The organism is Cellulomonas rhizosphaerae (assembly GCF_003470205.1).
GTDB lineage: Bacteria > Actinomycetota > Actinomycetes > Actinomycetales > Cellulomonadaceae > Cellulomonas > Cellulomonas rhizosphaerae.
This window is the reverse complement of record NZ_QWKP01000193.1, coordinates 1-17,219: the sequence shown is the minus strand read 5'-3', so window position 1 is coordinate 17,219 and position 17,219 is coordinate 1. Positions and strand designations below refer to the sequence as shown.

Annotated in this window: 17 protein-coding genes; 5 read left to right on the top strand and 12 right to left on the bottom strand. The window is 73.8% G+C overall.

The window, feature by feature from the left end:
- Positions 1-32: 32 nt before the first annotated feature.
- Entirely contained in the window at positions 33-461 is a 429-nt protein-coding gene (locus D1825_RS09840; protein ID WP_118767244.1) for a MarR family winged helix-turn-helix transcriptional regulator, read from the top strand.
- Here the strand turns inward: D1825_RS09840 and D1825_RS09835 are convergent.
- Positions 436-1,083 (bottom strand): HAD family hydrolase, encoded by a 648-nt coding sequence (locus tag D1825_RS09835; protein ID WP_118767243.1) that lies wholly within the window; start codon positions 1,081-1,083, stop codon positions 436-438. The two genes, D1825_RS09840 and D1825_RS09835, sit on opposite strands and share 26 nt — an antisense overlap.
- A 114-nt stretch (positions 1,084-1,197) precedes the next feature.
- Between D1825_RS09835 and D1825_RS09830 the strand changes: the two genes are divergently transcribed.
- The 3 genes from D1825_RS09830 (at position 1,198) to D1825_RS09820 (ending at position 4,516) form a co-directional block, all read left to right on the top strand.
- A complete protein-coding gene (locus tag D1825_RS09830; protein ID WP_118767242.1) occupies positions 1,198-3,435 on the top strand; it encodes an LLM class flavin-dependent oxidoreductase in 2,238 nt (745 codons plus the stop codon).
- A 5-nt stretch (positions 3,436-3,440) separates the two neighbouring features.
- Positions 3,441-3,926 (top strand): heme-degrading domain-containing protein, encoded by a 486-nt coding sequence (locus D1825_RS09825; protein WP_118767263.1) that lies wholly within the window; start codon positions 3,441-3,443, stop codon positions 3,924-3,926.
- 95 nt (positions 3,927-4,021) lie between these two features.
- On the top strand, positions 4,022-4,516 hold the full coding sequence (locus D1825_RS09820; RefSeq protein WP_118767241.1) for a hypothetical protein: 495 nt from the start codon (positions 4,022-4,024) through the stop codon (positions 4,514-4,516).
- Between the two features lie 14 nt (positions 4,517-4,530).
- On the opposite strand, the gene D1825_RS09815 is transcribed toward D1825_RS09820, so the two are convergent.
- Complete coding sequence (locus tag D1825_RS09815) at positions 4,531-5,472, bottom strand: aldo/keto reductase (protein ID WP_118767240.1); 942 nt, start codon at positions 5,470-5,472, stop codon at positions 4,531-4,533.
- A gap of 159 nt (positions 5,473-5,631) precedes the next feature.
- On the opposite strand from D1825_RS09815, the gene D1825_RS09810 reads away from it, so the two are divergent.
- Positions 5,632-5,976 carry an RNA polymerase-binding protein RbpA gene (locus D1825_RS09810; RefSeq protein WP_118767239.1) on the top strand — a complete coding sequence of 115 codons (345 nt, stop codon included), beginning with the start codon at positions 5,632-5,634 and terminating at the stop codon, positions 5,974-5,976.
- Positions 5,977-5,990: 14 nt separating this feature from the next.
- On the opposite strand, the gene D1825_RS09805 is transcribed toward D1825_RS09810, so the two are convergent.
- From D1825_RS09805 to D1825_RS09760, 10 genes are all read right to left on the bottom strand, one after another.
- Positions 5,991-6,746 (bottom strand): polyprenol monophosphomannose synthase, encoded by a 756-nt coding sequence (locus tag D1825_RS09805; protein WP_118767238.1) that lies wholly within the window; start codon positions 6,744-6,746, stop codon positions 5,991-5,993.
- Entirely contained in the window at positions 6,743-8,305 is a 1,563-nt protein-coding gene (gene lnt / locus D1825_RS09800) for an apolipoprotein N-acyltransferase (protein ID WP_118767237.1), read from the bottom strand. Before lnt ends, D1825_RS09805 begins: the two co-directional genes overlap by 4 nt.
- A gap of 413 nt (positions 8,306-8,718) precedes the next feature.
- On the bottom strand, positions 8,719-10,344 hold the full coding sequence (locus D1825_RS09795) for an amidohydrolase (protein WP_118767262.1): 1,626 nt from the start codon (positions 10,342-10,344) through the stop codon (positions 8,719-8,721).
- 61 nt (positions 10,345-10,405) lie between these two features.
- Positions 10,406-13,270: a DEAD/DEAH box helicase gene (locus D1825_RS09790; protein ID WP_118767236.1), complete on the bottom strand. Its 2,865-nt coding sequence runs from the start codon at positions 13,268-13,270 to the stop codon at positions 10,406-10,408.
- Between the two features lie 32 nt (positions 13,271-13,302).
- On the bottom strand, positions 13,303-14,217 hold the full coding sequence (locus D1825_RS09785) for a diacylglycerol/lipid kinase family protein (protein ID WP_118767235.1): 915 nt from the start codon (positions 14,215-14,217) through the stop codon (positions 13,303-13,305).
- Positions 14,214-14,990: a twin-arginine translocase subunit TatC gene (gene tatC, locus D1825_RS09780; RefSeq protein ID WP_118767234.1), complete on the bottom strand. Its 777-nt coding sequence runs from the start codon at positions 14,988-14,990 to the stop codon at positions 14,214-14,216. The genes D1825_RS09785 and tatC overlap by 4 nt, the downstream gene beginning before the upstream one ends.
- 73 nt (positions 14,991-15,063) lie before the next feature.
- Entirely contained in the window at positions 15,064-15,378 is a 315-nt protein-coding gene (locus tag D1825_RS09775) for a twin-arginine translocase TatA/TatE family subunit (protein WP_233549797.1), read from the bottom strand.
- A gap of 83 nt (positions 15,379-15,461) precedes the next feature.
- On the bottom strand, positions 15,462-15,791 hold the full coding sequence (locus D1825_RS09770; RefSeq protein WP_118767233.1) for a hypothetical protein: 330 nt from the start codon (positions 15,789-15,791) through the stop codon (positions 15,462-15,464).
- Positions 15,788-16,756, bottom strand: a complete 969-nt coding sequence (locus D1825_RS09765; RefSeq protein ID WP_118767232.1) for a helix-turn-helix transcriptional regulator — start codon at positions 16,754-16,756, stop codon at positions 15,788-15,790. The genes D1825_RS09770 and D1825_RS09765 overlap by 4 nt, the downstream gene beginning before the upstream one ends.
- The coding region (locus tag D1825_RS09760; RefSeq protein WP_138067561.1) for a helix-turn-helix transcriptional regulator at positions 16,749-17,219 on the bottom strand (471 nt) is incomplete at its 5' end. The genes D1825_RS09760 and D1825_RS09765, both read right to left, overlap by 8 nt.

The window sequence follows — 17,219 nt, the reverse complement described above, 5'->3', positions numbered from 1 at the left end:
GCGACACGTACTACGTCAAGTAGGGTGCCTGCATGAGCACAGCTCCCGATGCCACCGTCGACGCACTCGTCCAGCTGTCGTTCGCCGTCCAGCGGATCCTCGCGACCGTGGGCGCCGAGCGCGAGCTGTCCGTCGTGCAGATGCGCCTGCTCGGCATCGTCCGCGACCGCAGGATCGGGATGGCCGAGCTCGGCCTGCACCTCGGGCTCGACAAGTCCTCGGTCACGGGCCTGGTCACGCGCGCCGAGCGCCGCGGGCTCGTGCAGCGCTCCCCCTCCCCCGACGACGGGCGCGCCGTGCACGTCACCCTCACTCCCCTGGGCCGCGACTGGACCGAGCAGGGCGCGGCGGAGGTCGGCGCCGCCATCGGCGAGCTCACCGCACGCCTGGATGCCGACCAGCGGGCGCTCCTGACCTCGCTCGCGGCGTCGCTCGTCAGCGGTCGAGCCACTCCTCGATGACGGGGACCACCGCCCGCAGGTCACTGCCGACGACCGTGCGGTGGGCCGCCGCACTCGCGGCCGCGTTCGCGTTGAAGCCGACCGCCAGACCCACGGCCCCGAACAGCGGCACGTCCGAGCGTCCGTCGCCGATCGCGACGCAGTCCGCCATCGAGACCCCCGCCGCCTTCGCCGTCCGCACGGCGTACTCGAGCTTGCCGAGCTCGTCGATCGAGAGTTCCACCTCGCCGGTGTAGACGCCGTCGACGCGGCCGACGCGTGCCCCGCTGGCGTGCAGGAAGCCGAACCGCTCGCACAGCTCGTCGCCGACGGCGTGCCACGCGAGCGTCGCCAGCACCGGCCGCAGGTCCCGCTCGATGCACCACGCCACGGTCTCGGCGATGCCGTCGACGAGAGGCAGGTCCGCCAGCCACGTGCGCACCTGCGCGACGGACGTTCCCGCCCAGCGGATCGCGTCCAGCCGCTCCACGTCCGGCCCGGGGATCAGACCGCGGTCCCAGAGGTCCTCGGCCTCGAGCAGCTCCGCCGCGTGCCCGAGCCGGTGCGCGATGTGGACGGCGCTCGACGCGGCACCGGGCACGAGCGTGCCGTCCACGTCGACGAAGACGATGCCGCGCGCCATGCCATCTCCCCCTGTCGGTCGCGTCACATCGTGGCGCATCGACCAGGATCGAGGAAGGTGCAGGCCATTGCGCACGTTGTCCAGGATGGATCGACCCGACGGAGGACCACGCGCATGCCCGACTACGGCCACACCCTCAGCTTCGGCGCCTTCCTGACTCCGCAGGCCGACGACCCGCAGCGGGTCGTCGCGCTCGCACAGGCGAGCGAGCGCCACGGACTGGACCTCGTGACGTTCCAGGACCACCCCTACCAGCCGTCGTTCCTCGACACGTGGACGCTGCTGTCCTGGGTCGCCGCCTCGACGCAGCGCGTGCAGCTCGCGGGCAACGTGCTCAACCTCCCGCTGCGGCCCCCGGCCGTGCTCGCGAAGGCCGCGGCGAGCCTCGACCTGCTCTCGGGCGGACGGGTCGCGCTCGGGCTCGGGTCCGGGGCGTTCTGGGACGCGATCGTGGCGATGGGGGCGCCCCGGATGACGCCGGGCCAGGCGGTCACCGCGCTCGACGAGGGCATCGACGTGATCCGCGGCCTGTGGGACACCGACACCCGCGGCGTGCTGCGAGCCGGCGGCGGGTACCACGGGGTCGACGGGGCCAAGCGCGGACCCGCGCCGGCGCACGACATCCCGATCTGGCTCGGCGCGTACAAGCCGCGCATGCTCGGGCTCGTCGGGCGCAAGGCCGACGGCTGGCTGCCGAGCCTCGGCTACCTCCAGCCCGGTGACCTCGCCGCGGGCAACGCGCGCATCGACGAGGCCGCGGCCGAGGCCGGCCGTGACCCGCGCGAGATCCGTCGGCTGCTCAACCTCGGCGGCATCACGGCCGCGAGCATCGACGACTGGGTCGACGAGCTGCTCCCGATGGTCCTCGAGGACGGCGTCTCCACGCTCGTCCTGGGCAGCGACGACGAGCGTGCGCTCGCGCTGTTCGGCGAGGAGCTGGCACCCGCGCTGCGCGAGGCGGTCGCGTCCGAGCGCCGAGCCGCGGGGACCACGACCGGCGCGGTGCGCTCGGCCGCGTCGCTCGCCAAGCGCGCCCCGGGAATCGACTACGACGCGATCCCGCCCGCGCTCGCGGACCTCGTCGTCGAACCCGGCGACCGCGGCTACGGCGCGGTGCGCTCGACCTACATCTGGGCCGGCTCTCCCGGCCTCGTGGTCCAGCCGCGCGACGCCGCCGGGGTGGCCGAGGCCGTGCGGTTCGCGCGCACCCAGGACGTGCCGTTCGCCGTGCGGTCGGGCGGGCACGGCATCGCGGGTCGCTCGACGAACGACGGTGGCATCGTCATCGACCTCGGTGCCCTCGACTCCATCGAGGTGCTCGACCCCGACCGGCGCGTGGTGCGGCTGGGCGCCGGCGCGCACTGGGGCGACGTCGCCGCGACGCTGTCCCCGCTCGGCATGGCGATCAGCTCGGGCGACTACGGCGACGTCGGGGTCGGTGGCCTCGTCGTCGCGGGCGGTCAGGGGCTGCTCGGTCGTTCGTACGGGCTGACCCTCGACCACGTCGTCGCGGCCGAGGTCGTGCTTGCGGACGGCTCGCTCGTGCGGGCGTCGGCCGACGAGCACCCCGACCTGCTGTGGGCCGTGCGTGGAGCGGGCGCGGCCGTCGGGATCGTCGTCTCCGTCGACGTCGAGGCAGCCCCCGTGGGCGACGTCGTGCTCGCCACCTTCGTCTACGACGCGACGGACACGGCGGCCCTGCTCGTCGCGTGGGCGGACCAGGTCGAGCGCTCGCCGTGGGAGCTGACCAGCTTCCTCACGCTCGTCCCCGCGCGCCGCGACCAGCCGGCGATCGCGCAGGCGATGACGGTGTGGGCGGGCGACGACACCGAGGCGGCCGTTGCCGCCCTCGACCCGTTCATGGCTGTGGGTCCGGTGCTCCAGCAGCAGGCCAACCTGCTCCCGTACTCCGGCGTGATGCAGGCCCACCACGCGCGGCACGAGGGCGGGGCACCCGCGAACATCCGGGGAGGGCTCGTCGAGCACGTCACACCGCGGGTTGCCGGGGTCCTCGCTGACCTGCTCGCGGCGCACGAGTCGCCGATGCTGCAGCTGCGGGCCGTCGGCGGCGCCGTCAACGCGACGCCCGCCGACGCGACGGCCTACGCGCACCGCACGCAGAACTTCTCCCTGTCCGCGATCACGACCGCCTCGGGTCGTGCGGCGCTCGACCGGCGCTGGGACCAGCTGTCCGACGACGTCACGGGGGTCTACCGGAGCTTCGACCTGGGCGACGACCGCCTCGAGCGTGCGTACCCGCCGGCGACCCTGGCGCGTCTGCGCACGGTGGCGGCGACCTACGACCCGGACGGGATCTTCGGGCACGACCTCCCCGTCCACGTGCCACGATGAACGTCATGAGCAGCCCTGACAGCCGCGAGGACGTCGCCGTGACAATTGCCCGCGTCGAGGCCGAGGAGCGTGAGCTCGCGTTCACGACCTTTACGCACGACGACGCCTGGCAGCTCGGGTGCATCCTGGTCGAGCTGGCCATCGCGCGCGACCTACCCGTCACGGTCGACATCCGCCGCGGCACGCAGCAGCTGTTCCACGCCGCGCGCCCGGGCACGGTCGCGGACAACGACTCGTGGATCGAGCGCAAGGTCCGGGTCGTCGAGCGGTTCGGTGCGTCGTCGTACCTCGTGGGCCTGCGCGCCCGGGCTCGCGGCACGACGTTCGCGCAGCAGCACGACCTGCCGCTGCAGCAGTTCGCGGCGCACGGCGGGGCGTTCCCCGTGCGCGTGCAGGGCGTCGGGATCGTCGGCGTCGTCACGGTCTCCGGCCTGCCGCAGGCCGACGACCACGCCCTGGTGGTCGAGGCCGTGCGCGCGTTCCTCGCCTGAGGTCAGCCGACCACAGCCCCCGCCCTGGCCGGCGTCGTCCACAGATCGGCGCCACCGGCCGGATCAGGGCGCGGTGGGCGGGGCACGCTCGTCGCATGACGAGCGCACCCCTGCACGAGTGGGACGACTGGGAAGACGAGCCTGGCCGGTACCCCAGCTACCTCGACGACGACGGACCGGACGACGACCTGCCCCTGCCACCCGGCGAGGTGCTGGTCTGCCCGGCGGACGTGCTCGAGTTCATGCTCCCCCTGATCGGGCCCGAGCGGGCCGGGCCGATGGCCCTGTGGTGTGCGCTCGTCGACCACGAGGACCGCACGCTCCCCCTCGTGATGCCGATCAGTGACGTCCCGATGCGCCCGGACCCCGAGCTCGTCACGTCGCTGGTGGGCCAGCTCCGCGAGGTGCTCCAGGACCGGGTGCCGGACGGCGGGCTCGTGTTCGCCGTCGTGCGGCGCACGGGCGGCGACCGCGGTGGGGTCGAGGTCGCGTGGTGCGCGGCGTTGATGGCGGCCGCCGAGCACGCGGGCGTGCGCGTGCGTGCCGTGGCCGCGGTGGGACGCGACCGGGCGCGGGTGCTGCAGTGGTAGGCCCGCCCGCGAGGTCAGGCCGGGGCGACCTCGTCGATCTCCGCGAGCTGCTTGAGCGACGGCTCCCACAGGATCGAGGCGACGTTCGCGCGCAGCTGGTCGGGCGTGCGGGCGCCGGCGATGACCGAGCCGACGGCCGGCTGGGCCGCCAGGCCACCGAGGGCCAGCGTGGCCAGGTCGACCTCCCACTGCGCGGCCAGGTCGGCGAGCGCCTCGATGCGGTCGAACTCGGCCGTCGCGAGCCGGTCGGGCAGCAGGGTGAGCCGCGAGCCCTCGGGGGCGGCCTCGCCGCGGCGGTACTTGCCCGTGAGCAGGCCGGACGCGAGGGGTACGTAGGGCAGGATGCCGACGCCGGCGCTCTCTGCCGCGGGTACGAGTTCTGCTTCCGCGGCGCGGTTGAGCAGGTTGTAGCGGTTCTGCGCGGAGACGAACGGCGTCAGGGCCCCGGTGCGGGCGGTCCAGTCCGCCTCGGTGAGCTGCCACGCGGCAAAGTTCGATGACCCGAGGTAGCGGACCTTGCCCTCCAGCACGAGCTCGTGGAGCGCCGCGAGCGTCTCCTCGATCGGCGTCAGCGGGTCGGGAACGTGGAGCTGGTAGAGGTCGATGTAGTCCGTGCCGAGGCGCTGCAACGAGCTCTCGACCGCCCGGCGCACGTACCGGCGCGATCCGCGCGCGCCCCAGTCCGGGCCGTTGAGCCCGCGCACGTCGGCACCGAACTTCGTGGCGACGAGCACGTCGTCGCGGCGCGAACCGAGCGCGGCGCCGAGCAGCTCCTCGCTCTGGCCAGGCGTCCCGCCGTACACGTCGGCCGTGTCGAAGAAGGTCACGCCCGCGTCGAGCGCAGCCTCGACCAGAGGTGTGACGAGATCGGGGGCCAGGGTGTGCCCGAACGTGTTGCACCCGAGCCCGGCGGTCGATACGGTCAGGCCGCTGTCACCGAGGCGGCGGAAGGTCATCGTGGGAAGAATCACCCTCGAACCCTAAGCCTGCGCCGCCCTCCCGACGTGCGTTCACGAAGCCTTCACGTCAGGCTGGAACACTAGGACGTCGCGCACCGTTGACATCGGTGGCAGTACTCACTCTCGACGGCCGTAACCCGGCACGGAGGTCCCCAGATGGCGAACAGGTCCCTGCGCGGCATGCGCATCGGGTCCCAGAGCATGGAGTCGGAGGAGGGCGTCGACTTCGCCCCCCGTCTCCAGGCCCACTACGACTGCCCCAACGGGCACACGATCATCCTGCCGTTCTCGGTCGAGGCCGATGTCCCGGTGGTGTGGGAGTGCCGTTGCGGCACCGAGGCGCTGCTCCGCGACGCGTCCCGTCCCGAGGCGAAGGCCGGCAAGCCGCCGCGCACGCACTGGGACATGCTGCTCGAGCGCCGCACGATCGGCGAGCTCCAGGAGCTGCTGGACGAGCGCCTCGACCTGCTGCGGTCGGGCAAGCTGCGCCGCTCCGCCTGATGCACCCCCGGCCCTCAGGGCCGGCGCACGACCCTTCGGAACGCTCCCGCCGCCTGGCGGGAGCGTTCTGCTATCCCCCACCGGGTGACCGAGACCAGCGCCTCGACGATGATCGCGCGCGTCATCTTCGACGCACCGACCTCGCGCTCGACGAACGTGATGGGCACCTCGAGCACGCGGGCACCCGCCCGGACCGAGCGCCAGGACATGTCGACCTGGAAGCAGTACCCCTGCGACTGGACCTCCCCCAGCGGCAGCGACGCGAGGAGCGGCGCACGGTAGGCGCGGAATCCGCCGGTCGCGTCACGCAGCGGGATGCCGAGCATGAGGCGCGTGTAGGTGTTGGCGCCGCGCGAGAGGACCTCGCGGTTCTTGGGCCAGTTCACGACCGACCCGCCCGGTACCCAGCGCGAGCCGAGCACGAGGTCGGCGTCGGCCAGCGCGGCGAGCAGCAGCGGAAGGTCCTGCGCGCGGTGCGAGCCGTCGGCGTCCATCTCGCAGACGACGTCGTAGCCGCGCTCCAGCGCCCAGCGGAAGCCGGCCACGTAGGCCGTGCCCAGGCCGAGCTTGCCGGAGCGGTGCAGCACGTGGATCTCGCGCGGAGCGGTGTCGGCCGCGGCGATCTGCTCGACGAGCGCGCCCGTCCCGTCCGGGGAGCCGTCGTCGACCACGAGGACGTGGGCTTCGGGGACGTGCTCGGCGAGGCGGGCCAGCGCGCCCGGGATCGACTCGTACTCGTTGTACGTCGGGACGACGACCAGGGTGGTCATGCGGCGACCGGCCGGTCGGCGCGGCGGATTCGCGAGGCCCCCACGGCGCCCGCGACGACGGTCGCGATCGCCAGGCCGTCGATGATCCAGGCGGGCCAGCTGCCCAGCCGCGTGGCGGGCGTCAGGGTGTCGCGCAGCGGGACGTTCGCGACCATCTGCTCGGCAGTGAACAGGCCGGTCTGCTGCGAGACCGTGCCGTTCGGGGTGATCACCGCGCTGACGCCGACGGTCGAGATCTGGATCGTCGCGCGGCCGTGCTCGACCGCGCGCACGCGGGACATGGCCAGCTGCTGCGTCGACTCGTCGGACCTGCCGAACGTCGCGTTGTTCGTCTGGACCACCAGCACCTCTCCCCCGGCGCGGACCGTGTCGCGCACCAGTGCGTCGTAGGCGACCTCGAAGCAGATGACGTCGCCGATGCCGACCGTGCGTCCGAGTCGCGCCGACTCGAGCGGGATGTAGCCGGGTCGGTCACCCGGGATCATGTCACGGGTCACGAGGTCCACGGCCGAGGAGAAGATGCGGGCGACCGAGCGCATCGGGATGTACTCGGCGAACGGTGCGGGGTGCTGCTTGGAGTACGTCGCGACGACGCCCCGCCCGGGCTCCCACAGCACCGCGGTGTTGTACCGGCCGCCGCTCTCGGCGTACTGGACGGTCCCGACGAGCATCGGGGCGTCGACGGCCTTCGCGGCGTCGTCGATCAGCTTCGCGGCCCCCGCGTCGACCTGCGGGTCGATGTCCGTACCGTTCTCGGGCCAGAGCACGATGTCGAGGTCACCGGGCTCGACCTGGTCGAGCAGCTTGTAGGTGCCGGCCACGTGGTTGTCGAGCACGGCCTCGCGCTCGCCGAACGCGTCGAGCCCCTGACCGGGCACGTTGCCCTGCACCGCGCCCACGCGCAGGGTGCCCGTCTCGGCCTGCGTCTCGAGCGGGACGCCGAGCCCGACGAGCGCGACGAGGATCGCCACCCCGAGCGCGGCGGCTGCCTGCAGACCGTGCAGAGCGCGCGCGGCGAGCACGGCGCGCGCCAGCAGCACGCCGACGACGACGACGAGCCCGCTGACCAGGGGCACGCCGCCCCAGGACGCGAACGCGACGATCGGCGAGTCCGCCTGCGAGAACGCGAGGCGGCCCCAGGGGAAGCCACCGAACGGCCAGAACGTCCGCAGCTCCTCGGTCGCGACCCACAGGAGCGTGAACACGAGCACCTGCCACGGGCCGGAGCGCCACACGGCCGCTCCACGCCGCGCCCAGGCCCAGCCCGCGCCGAACAGCGCGAGGTAGAGCGACTCGGTGATGCTCAGCGCGAACCAGGGCACCATGCCGACGGCGTCGCCGGTCCACACGATCAGCGGCGTGAAGAACGTCAGCCCGAACACGATCCCGATCAGCGCGTTCCAGCGGGCGCTGTCACGGCGCATCGCCAGGTACAGCAGCGCGATGCCGACGAAGGCCAGCCCCCACCAGCCGGGCGAGGGGAACGCGAGACGCGTGACGTAGCCGCCCACGGCCGCGAGGACGAGCGTCCGCCAACGGGCGGGTTCAGCGGCGGGCACCGCGTCAGCGTACGGCAGGCGACTGGGCGTCCGGCGCAGCTCGGCTCTCGACCGACCGGCCCGCGCGTCCTTCGTACCGGTGCCGCCTGGGCGGACCGTTGTCTACTGAACGCGCGGGCCCGGTCGGAGCCCCGAGATCCACCGCCAGGTCCCTTGCGGGAGGCCCGTGGACGTCGTCGTCGACGGGTCCGCGGTGGTGGGTCATGGGGAAACCTACCGGGATCCGCGAGCGTGTCAAGGGTGCATCGCTGCAGGTCGTGGGCCTCCGTGCAGGTCATGGCGTCCGGTTCGTCCGAGTCGGCTCGTGCCTCGTCGGCGTGTCGTTGCGCGTGTCGCGAAAACCACCCCGACGGGCCGCTGCGTCGCGCCGAACGATCACCCGTTCAGCCCTGCTCGTGCCGGCTCAGGTCCCGTCAGGACAGCGCGTCGAACAGCACGACCCCGTCGCGCACCGTGCGCAGGCACCGCGGGGGCGTCGCGTCGGCCGACAGGTCGGGCAGGAGCGGGATCCCGGCGCGGGCGTCGGGGCTCCACGCGGACAGGCGGCCGTCGGGCGCCTGGACCACGAGCTCCTCGGCGTCCCAGACCGCGAGGTGGGCGGGCGATCCGACCCGCAGCTCCCCGACCTGGTCGTGCCCGGCAAGCCGCCAGCCCCCGCGCGACGAGGCACGGAACGCCGCCCGCGCGCTGATCCGCTGCTCGGGCTCGTGGTGGAAGGCTGCGGCGCGCACGCCGGCCCACGGGTCGAGCGCCGTGACGGGCGAGTCCGAGCCGAAGGCGATCGGGACGCCTGCGCCCGCGAGATCGGCGAACGGGTTGAGCGCGGAGGCGCGACCGGCGCCCAGCCGCGTGGCGTACATGCCGCCCACGCCGCCCCAGGCCGCGTCGAAAGCGGGCTGGACGCTCAGGCGTACGCCCATGAGCACCAAGGCCGCCAGCGTGCTCGCATCGATCATCTCCGCGTGCTCCAGCCGCAGGCCGGTCCGGGCCAGTGCCGCGGCGCCATCGACGTCGGCTGCGGCGCGCAGGCCGAGGAGGACCTCGTCCATCGCTGCGTCGCCGATCACGTGGAAGCCCGACTGCAGGCCTGCCCGGGAGACGGCCGTGATGTGGTTGGCGATCTGCTCGCCCGCGAGGTACAGGTTGCCGCGTTCGCCCGGGGCGTCGGTGTAGGCCGAGCGCAGGGCTGCCGTGCGCGACCCGATCGAGCCGTCGACGTTGAGGTCTCCCCCGATGCCGGTCAGGCCCGGGATGGCGGCGAGGACCTCGCGCGCGTCGTCGACCGTGACGCAGAGCTCGCCGCGGTAGGCGGCCAGGTGCGGACGGTCGTCCGCGGCGTCGCGCGTCAGCTCGAGCAGCTCGACGAGGCCCGCACGCGTGTCGATCGACGGGGCACTGTGCTCGTGGACCGAGACGATGCCGCGGCTCGCGGCGTGCGCGAGCGCGCGCTCGTAGAGCTGGGTGCGGCGGGTCGGCGAGACGGCGCGCGCGGCCTCGCGGGCGACGTGGTGGGCGTCGCGCTCGACCCGGCCGTCGTCGGACCAGCCGTCCGCGCGGTCGGCGCCCGCGGCGGTGGCGAGCGACGTCGAGACGATCGCGGAGTGGACGTCGACGCGCGCGAGGTAGACGGGCGCGCCTCCCGCGGCGGCGTCCAGCTCGCTGCGGGTCGGGGCGCGGCCCTCGGGCCAGTCGAGCTCGTCCCAGCCGAAGCCGAGGACCGGCAGGTCGTCGGTGCGGGCCGCTGCGGCGCGCGAGACGGCCGCGAGGGCGTCGGCGAGCGACCGCACGCCGCCCGCCGCGGACAGGTCGATGCTCTCGAGCGCGAGCCCGGTCTCCAGCACGTGGACGTGCGCGTCGACGAAGCCGGGCGTCACGAGGGCGCCGTCGAGGTCGACGACCTGGTCGGCGCGCGCGGCGAAGCCGTCGGCGGTGTCGTCCGAGCCGAGCCAGGCGACCACGCCGTCCTCGACGAGGATCGCCTCGGCGAACGGGTCGGCGGAGGTGTGCACGACTCCGTGCCGGTACAGGGTGGAGCTCACCGGCACACGATAGGGGTTCGCGACGTGCGCGCTCACTCCCACGGAGGGCGTGCGGCCGACGTCACACCGAGGAGTAGGCCACGACCCCGCGCCGCAGCGCCTCGACGGCCCGGTCCGCGGTGCCCCGCATGCGCGAGGTCGGCGCCGACTGGGCGAGCTGGCCGAGCACGTCGATGACCTGCTTGCACCACCGCACGAAGTCGCCCGCGCTGAGCTCGCTGCCGCGCAGGACGGCGTCCAGGCTCCGGCCCGACGCCCACCGGTGGACGGACTCGACGAGCCCCATGTCGAGCGCGCTCGTGGCGTCGATCCGGTGGGCCGACTCCAGGTCGTCGAGCTCGGACCAGGTGCGGACGGTGGCGTCGAGGGCCCGCCCGAGCCGGCCGTCCGGGCCGCCGGGCACACGCGGCTCGGCGTTCTCGTCGCGCCGCGACCGGAACACGAGCGTCGAGACCGCCGCCGCGAGGCCGGCCGGGTCGAGCTCGTCCCACGCACCGCTGCGCACGCACTGCGCGAGCAGGAGGTCGTTCTCGGCGTACAGGCGGCGCAGCCACCGACCGTCGTCGGTCACCTGCAGCGTGCCGTCGTCGAACGCGAGGTACCCCAGCCTCACCAGGACGTCGCAGATCCGGTCGAAGACCGCCGCGATCGATCCCGTCCGACCCGTGATGCGGCCCAGCAGCGCCTCGTGCTCCGACTTCAGGCGCGACCAGCGCTCGGCCCAGCGGGCGTGCTCGTCGCGGTCCGGGCACGAGTGGCAGGGGTGCTGCCGCAGCCGACGACGCAGCGTGGCGATCTGCTCGTCGTCCTGGGCCGCGGTCGGGCGGCTGCGGCGAGACGGGCCTCGCTGCGGCGGCTCGAGGTCCGCGACGGCCACGCGCAGGATCGCGGCGAGGTCGCGGCGCGAGGAGGGCACGCGTGCGTTGAACCCCTTGGGCATCCGCACCGCCCCGACCGTGCGCGCGCCCGTGCCGATGTCGGGGACCGTCAGGCGCCGCACCTCGCGGTCGAGCGTGAGGACCATCGGCTTGGGGCCGTCGAACCCCGGCTTGCCGCCCGGGTCGATGACGACGACGTGGCTGGGCCGACGACCGAACGGGACCTCGAGCACGTCACCGGGACGCAGGCCCTCGAGCGTCTTGGCGACCTCCGCGCGGCGTGCCGCGGCTCCGGCCTTGGACACGTCCCGCTCGCGTGTGGCGATCTCACGGCGGATCTCCATGTACTCGACGAAGTCGCCCAGGTGGCACTGCATGGCGCGCTCGTAGCCCTCGAGCGCCTCGGCGTGCGACTGCGCCTGCCGCGCGAGCCCGACGACCCCGCGGTCGGCCTGGAACTGCGCGAACGACGTCTCGAGCACCTCGCGCGAGCGCTCTCTGCCGACCTGCGCGACGAGGTTCGCCGCCATGTTGTACGTGGGCCGGAAGCTCGAGCGCAGCGGGTACAGGCGCTTGGAGGCCAGGCCCGCGAGCTGCACCGGGTCGAGGCCCGGGTGGGAGACCACGACCGCGTGGCCCTCGGTGTCGATCCCGCGGCGGCCCGCGCGGCCCGTGAGCTGTGTGTACTCCCCCGGCGTCACGTCGACGTGGCTCGAGCCGTCCCACTTGACGAGCTTCTCGAGCACGACCGACCGCGCGGGCATGTTGATGCCGAGCGCGAGCGTCTCGGTCGCGAACACGACCTTGACCAGCCCGCGCGAGAACAGGTCCTCGACGGTCTCCTTGAACAGCGGCAGCATCCCGGCGTGGTGGGCGGCCACTCCCCTGCTCAGGGCCTCGAGGATGTCCCAGTAGCCCAGCACGTCGAGGTCCTCGGGCGGGATCGCCGCCGAGCGCTCCTCGACGATCATCCGGATCTGCGCCTGCTCGGCGGGGGTGGTCAGCCGGACGCCGGCGGCCAGGCACTGCTGCACCGCGCCCTCGCAGCCAGCCCTCGAGAAGATGAACACGATCGCGGGCAGGAGGCCCTCGCGGTCCAGTACGTCAACCACCGCGAAGCGCGGCGTGGGCCGTCCGGTGGGCCGCTGGGGGCGACCCCCGGGGCGTGCTCCTCCCCGTCCGCGGAAGCCCCGGTCCCCCGGGCCGCGCTGGTCGTCCGGCATGCGCCGGCGCAGCAGCGCCTGGAGGTCCGGGTTGATCGGCGGGTCGACGCCCGGGTCGGTCGGGTCGACGTGACCCGCGTAGAGCTCGAGGAGCTCGTCGCGGACCAGCACGTGCTGGCCGAGCGGGACGGGGCGGTGCTCGCTGACCACGACGGTCGTGTCGCCGCGCACGGTCGCGAGCCAGTCGCCGAACTCCTCGGCGTTGGAGACCGTCGCGGACAGGGACACCAGCTGCACGTCGTCGGGCAGGTGGATGATCACCTCCTCCCACACCGGTCCGCGGAACCGGTCCGCGAGGTAGTGCACCTCGTCCATGACGACGAAGCCGAGCCCGCCGAGCGCCGGTGAGCTCGCGTAGAGCATGTTGCGCAGGACCTCGGTGGTCATCACGACGACGGGCGCGTCGCCGTTGATCGTCGTGTCGCCGGTCAGCAGGCCGACGTTCTCGGCCCCGTGGCGGCGCACCAGGTCGCCGTACTTCTGGTTCGAGAGCGCCTTGATGGGCGTGGTGTAGAACGCCTTGCGACCGCCGACGAGGGCCAGGTGGACGGCGAACTCGCCGACGACGGTCTTGCCCGCACCGGTCGGCGCCGCGACCAGGACGCCGCTGCCCCGCTCGAGCGCCTCGCACGCGTCGAGCTGGAACTCGTCGAGCGGGAACGGGATCAGCTCGCGGAACCGGCCGAGCTCGCTGCGCTCGATGGCCGCGCGGCGCTTGGCGGCGGCGAAGCGCTCGGCCGGCGAGGGCTCGGCGGACGACGACCGCGCGGGGGGCGCGGCTTCGGGCTGCGACGACGAACGGGACCGGCGGGAGCGGGACGGCACGCGCCCACCCTAGGCACGCGGGGGCGCGAAACTCAGCAGAGGACCCGCAGCGCGCCGGGATCGACCTGGGCGAGCAGCGGGAGCGGGCCGATGCGCTCGCCATCGGCGAACGCGACGGGTGGGTGCGGGCCGGCGGACTCGAGCGGCTCGATGAGGATCGAGCGCGTGCGCTGAACCGCGACCGCGGGGTGGCCGAGGTGCTTGCCCTGGTAGATGCCGGGGAAGATCTTGACGACGCCCGGCTTGGTGAACGGCCCGGCCAGGACGACGTCGAGCAGCCCGTCGTCCATGACCGCGTGGGGCGCGATCTTCAGCCCGCCGCCGATCCACGGCACGTTCGCGGCAGCGACGAGGGTGCCGGACTCCTCCCAGACGCCGTCGTCGAGCGTGACCCTGTACCCGTACGGCTGGAAGGTCGAGAGCTCGGCGACGAGCGCGCGGACGTAGCGCGCCGAGCCGCGCGGCCAGGTCATCTCGTTGGCGCGCGCGTTGATGGCGGCGTCGAACCCGCAGGACAGGACGCCGACGAACCACTCGTGCGCGGCCCTGCCCGGCGTGCTCACGCGCACCGCGTCGACGCGGCGCGGGCCGTGCGCCAGCCCGTGCTCGATCGCGGACACGGCCGCGGCCACGTCGTCGCGCGGCAGGCCGAGCGATCTGACGATGTCGTTGCCGGTGCCGGCCGCCACGATGCCGAGCGGCAGCTCGGTGCCCGCCACGACGTTCACACCGAGGTGCACTATCCCGTCCCCGCCGACGACGACGAGCCCGTCGAGCCCCGCCAGCGCGGCGGCCCTGGCACGGTCGGTGGCCTGCTCGAGCGTGCGCCCGGACAGGTCCTCGACCTCGTGGCCGCGCGCCTGCAGCAGCTCGTGCACGCGAGCGCCCGTCCGTGAGCCACGGCCCTTGCCCGCGGTGGGGTTCACGACGACGCCGAGGTGGCTCACGGCTGCTCCCCCGGCACGGTGCCGTCCAGCTTCGGCAGCCCTTCGGCGACACGGCGGCGGTCGAGCCGGCGGTCGTGGACCACCCCGATGCCGAGCGCGAGGAAGTAGAGGGCGCAGATCGGCAGGGCGAGCAGCACCATCGACAGGATGTCGGGCGTGGGCGTCATGATGGCGGCGAACGTGAACGCCAGGAGGATGGCCCAGCGCCAGCCACGCGCCCAGGTACGCGCACGCACCACGCCACCCAGCGTGAGCGCCACCATGATCACGGGAAGCAGGAACGCGACGCCGAACGCGAGGACGAACCGCATGACGAAGCTGAGGTAGGTCTGCGCGTCGATGAGGTTGGTCGCGCCCTCGGGCGTGAACTCGGTGAGCACGCGCACCGCGTTGGGCAGCGTGAGCGCAGCGAACGCGGCGCCGGCGAGGAACATCGGGATGGCTGCGGCGAGGAAGCCGTACGTCCGGACACGCTCGGTGCGATTCAGCCCGGGGTTGATGAACGCCCACAGCTGGTAGAGCCACCACGGGCTGGAGATCAGCACGCCCAGGAAGAACGAGACCTTGACCTGCATGTCGATCGCGGTCGCCAGGCCCGCGAAGTTGATCGAGACGATCGCGTCACGCGCCGCGGCCGCCTGGTTGATCGGGCGCTGCAGCGCCCCGAACACCGGGTCGTAGAAGAACCAGCCGACGACGGCACCGACGAGCAGCCCGATCGAGGCCAGCACGACGCGCCGACGCAGCTCGACGAGGTGCGCGCGCAACGGCATCCGGCCGTCGCGCGGGCGGCGCTCAGTGGTCACGCGGGGTGGCTGGTGGTGTGCTCGGGGTGACGCGCGGCGCTCAGGCCGACGGCGCGGCGGGGCCCGCGGGCTTCTCGACGCTCACGGCCGACGCCTCGGGCACGGCCGGTGCGGCCGGGCCGGGGTTCGCGGGGGCCGTGGCGGTGTGCGCGGTGGTGTTCGTCGCCGTGACGTCCGGAGCGGCCGGGTTCTGCGGGGCCGGCGCGTCGTCGTTCATCGTCTTGATCTCGCTCTTGAAGATCTTCATCGACTGGCCGACGCTCTTGGCGACGTCCGGGAGGCGCTTGTAGCCGAACAGCACGACCACCAGGAGCAGCAGGAACACGAGTGTCGCCGGGTGGCTCAGGATTCGCACGGTCGTACTCCCTCAGGTCTGGTGGTCGCGTGACGACACGACCACCGTCGATCGTATCCCGCCGCGGGACGGGCAGCGGCGCGTCAGCTCCAGTACGCGCGCCAGCCGGCGGCCGTGCGCGTCGCGCGCTGGGCCCGCTCCGCGCGCCGCCCTGCGGCCGAGTCGCGCAGCGCGGCGAGGCGCGCGCGGAGCACCTCGGGGTCGTCGAACAGCGTCGGCGCGGTCAGGTCGCGGTCGCGCTCGCTCGCGGCCTGCAGCGCCTCGACCTGGTCCGCGAGGCGCGCGAGCACCTCGGACGCCTCCGCGAGCTGGCGCCCCAGGGCGACCGCCTGGCGCCACAGCCGGCGCAGCAGGAGCGCGATGACGACGAGCGCGCCCAGCACGAGGACGGTCCAGATGACGAACCAGATCATCGAAGCGCCAGCCGCTCGTAGGCGTCCAGCGCGGACCGGGCTGCTGCTGCGGCGTCGGCACCCACCGACGGCGGGCTGATGCTGACCACCGAGTCGGCGACCTGGAGCAGCAGGTGCTGCAGCCAGTCGCGGTTGACCACGCGCACGTCGACCTCGAACGAGCCGTCCTCGCGGTTGCGCACGGCCTCGACCGGCGTGACCTCGGCGACCCAGCGCGCACGGCTGGCCAGGTGCAGCGTGACCAGGTCGGCGGAGGCGGACGGCGCGAAGGTGTCGGCGCCCGGTGCGACGTCGTGCTGCTCGGCGGCCTCGTCGAGGACCACGGCGTCCAGCACGCGGTCGACGCGGAACAGCCGCTCGCCGTCGACCGCACGGCACCAGCCCAGCAGGTAGGAGCGCTCGTCGTCGGTGACCAGGCGGATCGGGTCGACGTCCCGCTCGGTCGCGACGTCGGACGCGTTGACGTAGCGGATGTGCAGCCGGCGGCGCTCGCGCAGCGCCGTGGCGATCGCCGACGTCACGCCGGGCGTCCCCGAGGCCGCCAGCGCCACGTCGACCGCGGTCGCGGCGTCGCCCGTCGCCGCCGTGAGCTTGGCCAGCGCGGAGCGCAGCACCGCGGCACGCTCGGCGTCCAGGGCCGGACCGAGCGCGCCGTCCAGGGCGCGCAGGGCTGCGACGAGCGAGACGGCCTCGCGCGCGCCGAGGCGCAGCGGCCGCGTCATCCCCCGGCCCTCGGTGAGCCGCACGACGCCCTGGTCGTACGCGGAGGCGTCGAAGTCGATGAGGTCGTACGGCAGGTACCCCGGCGTGCCCGTGACCCACAGCAGCTCGACGTCCTGCATCACCTGGGCGGCGCTCACGCCGAAGTGCTCGGCGATCGCCCCGACCGGCACGCCCTCGTGGCGGTCCAGGTACGCGATCATGCCCAGCATCCGCAGCAGGCGGTCGCTCGCGCGGTCAGCCACGGGCGGGCTCCTTGGCATCGAGGGCCGCGGCCGTGCGCAGCAGCGAGAGGACAGCGTCGCGCAGCGAGGAGGGCTCGAGGACGAGGACCGCGTCGCCGTAGCCGACGACCTCCTCGGCGAGCTCCCACTGGGCGCGGTAGGGCACGCGCAGCACGTCGCGACCCTCGATCGCGGCGTGCGGTGCGTCGTCGGGGACGTGGCGCGTGCGCAGCGCGCTGGCGCGCTCGGGCAGGACCGCGAGGGTCGCCACGCCGCGGGTCCCGCTGTCCCAGGTGGACAGCGCCTCGGCGAGCTCGTCGTCGGCCGGGGTCTCGAACGCCTCGACCGGTCCGACCGTCCGGACGGCGCCCTCGATGCGGCTGAGCCGGAAGGAGCGGCTCGCTCCACGGTCGCGGTCGCGTGCGACCAGCACCCAGCCGCCTCGTCGGGCGAGCAGCTTCCACGGCTCGACCACGCGCTCGCG

What these genes read in the sequence shown, in the direction of transcription:
- D1825_RS09820 (WP_118767241.1), top strand. Translation starts at nt 4,022, where the DNA reads ATGACGAGCGCACCCCTGCACGAGTGGGACGACTGGGAAGACGAGCCT.
- tatC (WP_118767234.1), bottom strand. Translation starts at nt 14,990, where the DNA reads ATGCCGTTGCGCGCGCACCTCGTCGAGCTGCGTCGGCGCGTCGTGCTG.
- D1825_RS09770 (WP_118767233.1), bottom strand. Translation starts at nt 15,791, where the DNA reads ATGATCTGGTTCGTCATCTGGACCGTCCTCGTGCTGGGCGCGCTCGTC.
- D1825_RS09840 (WP_118767244.1), top strand. Translation starts at nt 33, where the DNA reads ATGAGCACAGCTCCCGATGCCACCGTCGACGCACTCGTCCAGCTGTCG.
- D1825_RS09835 (WP_118767243.1), bottom strand. Translation starts at nt 1,083, where the DNA reads ATGGCGCGCGGCATCGTCTTCGTCGACGTGGACGGCACGCTCGTGCCC.
- D1825_RS09815 (WP_118767240.1), bottom strand. Translation starts at nt 5,472, where the DNA reads ATGACCTTCCGCCGCCTCGGTGACAGCGGCCTGACCGTATCGACCGCC.
- D1825_RS09825 (WP_118767263.1), top strand. Translation starts at nt 3,441, where the DNA reads ATGAGCAGCCCTGACAGCCGCGAGGACGTCGCCGTGACAATTGCCCGC.
- D1825_RS09805 (WP_118767238.1), bottom strand. Translation starts at nt 6,746, where the DNA reads ATGACCACCCTGGTCGTCGTCCCGACGTACAACGAGTACGAGTCGATC.
- D1825_RS09830 (WP_118767242.1), top strand. Translation starts at nt 1,198, where the DNA reads ATGCCCGACTACGGCCACACCCTCAGCTTCGGCGCCTTCCTGACTCCG.
- D1825_RS09810 (WP_118767239.1), top strand. Translation starts at nt 5,632, where the DNA reads ATGGCGAACAGGTCCCTGCGCGGCATGCGCATCGGGTCCCAGAGCATG.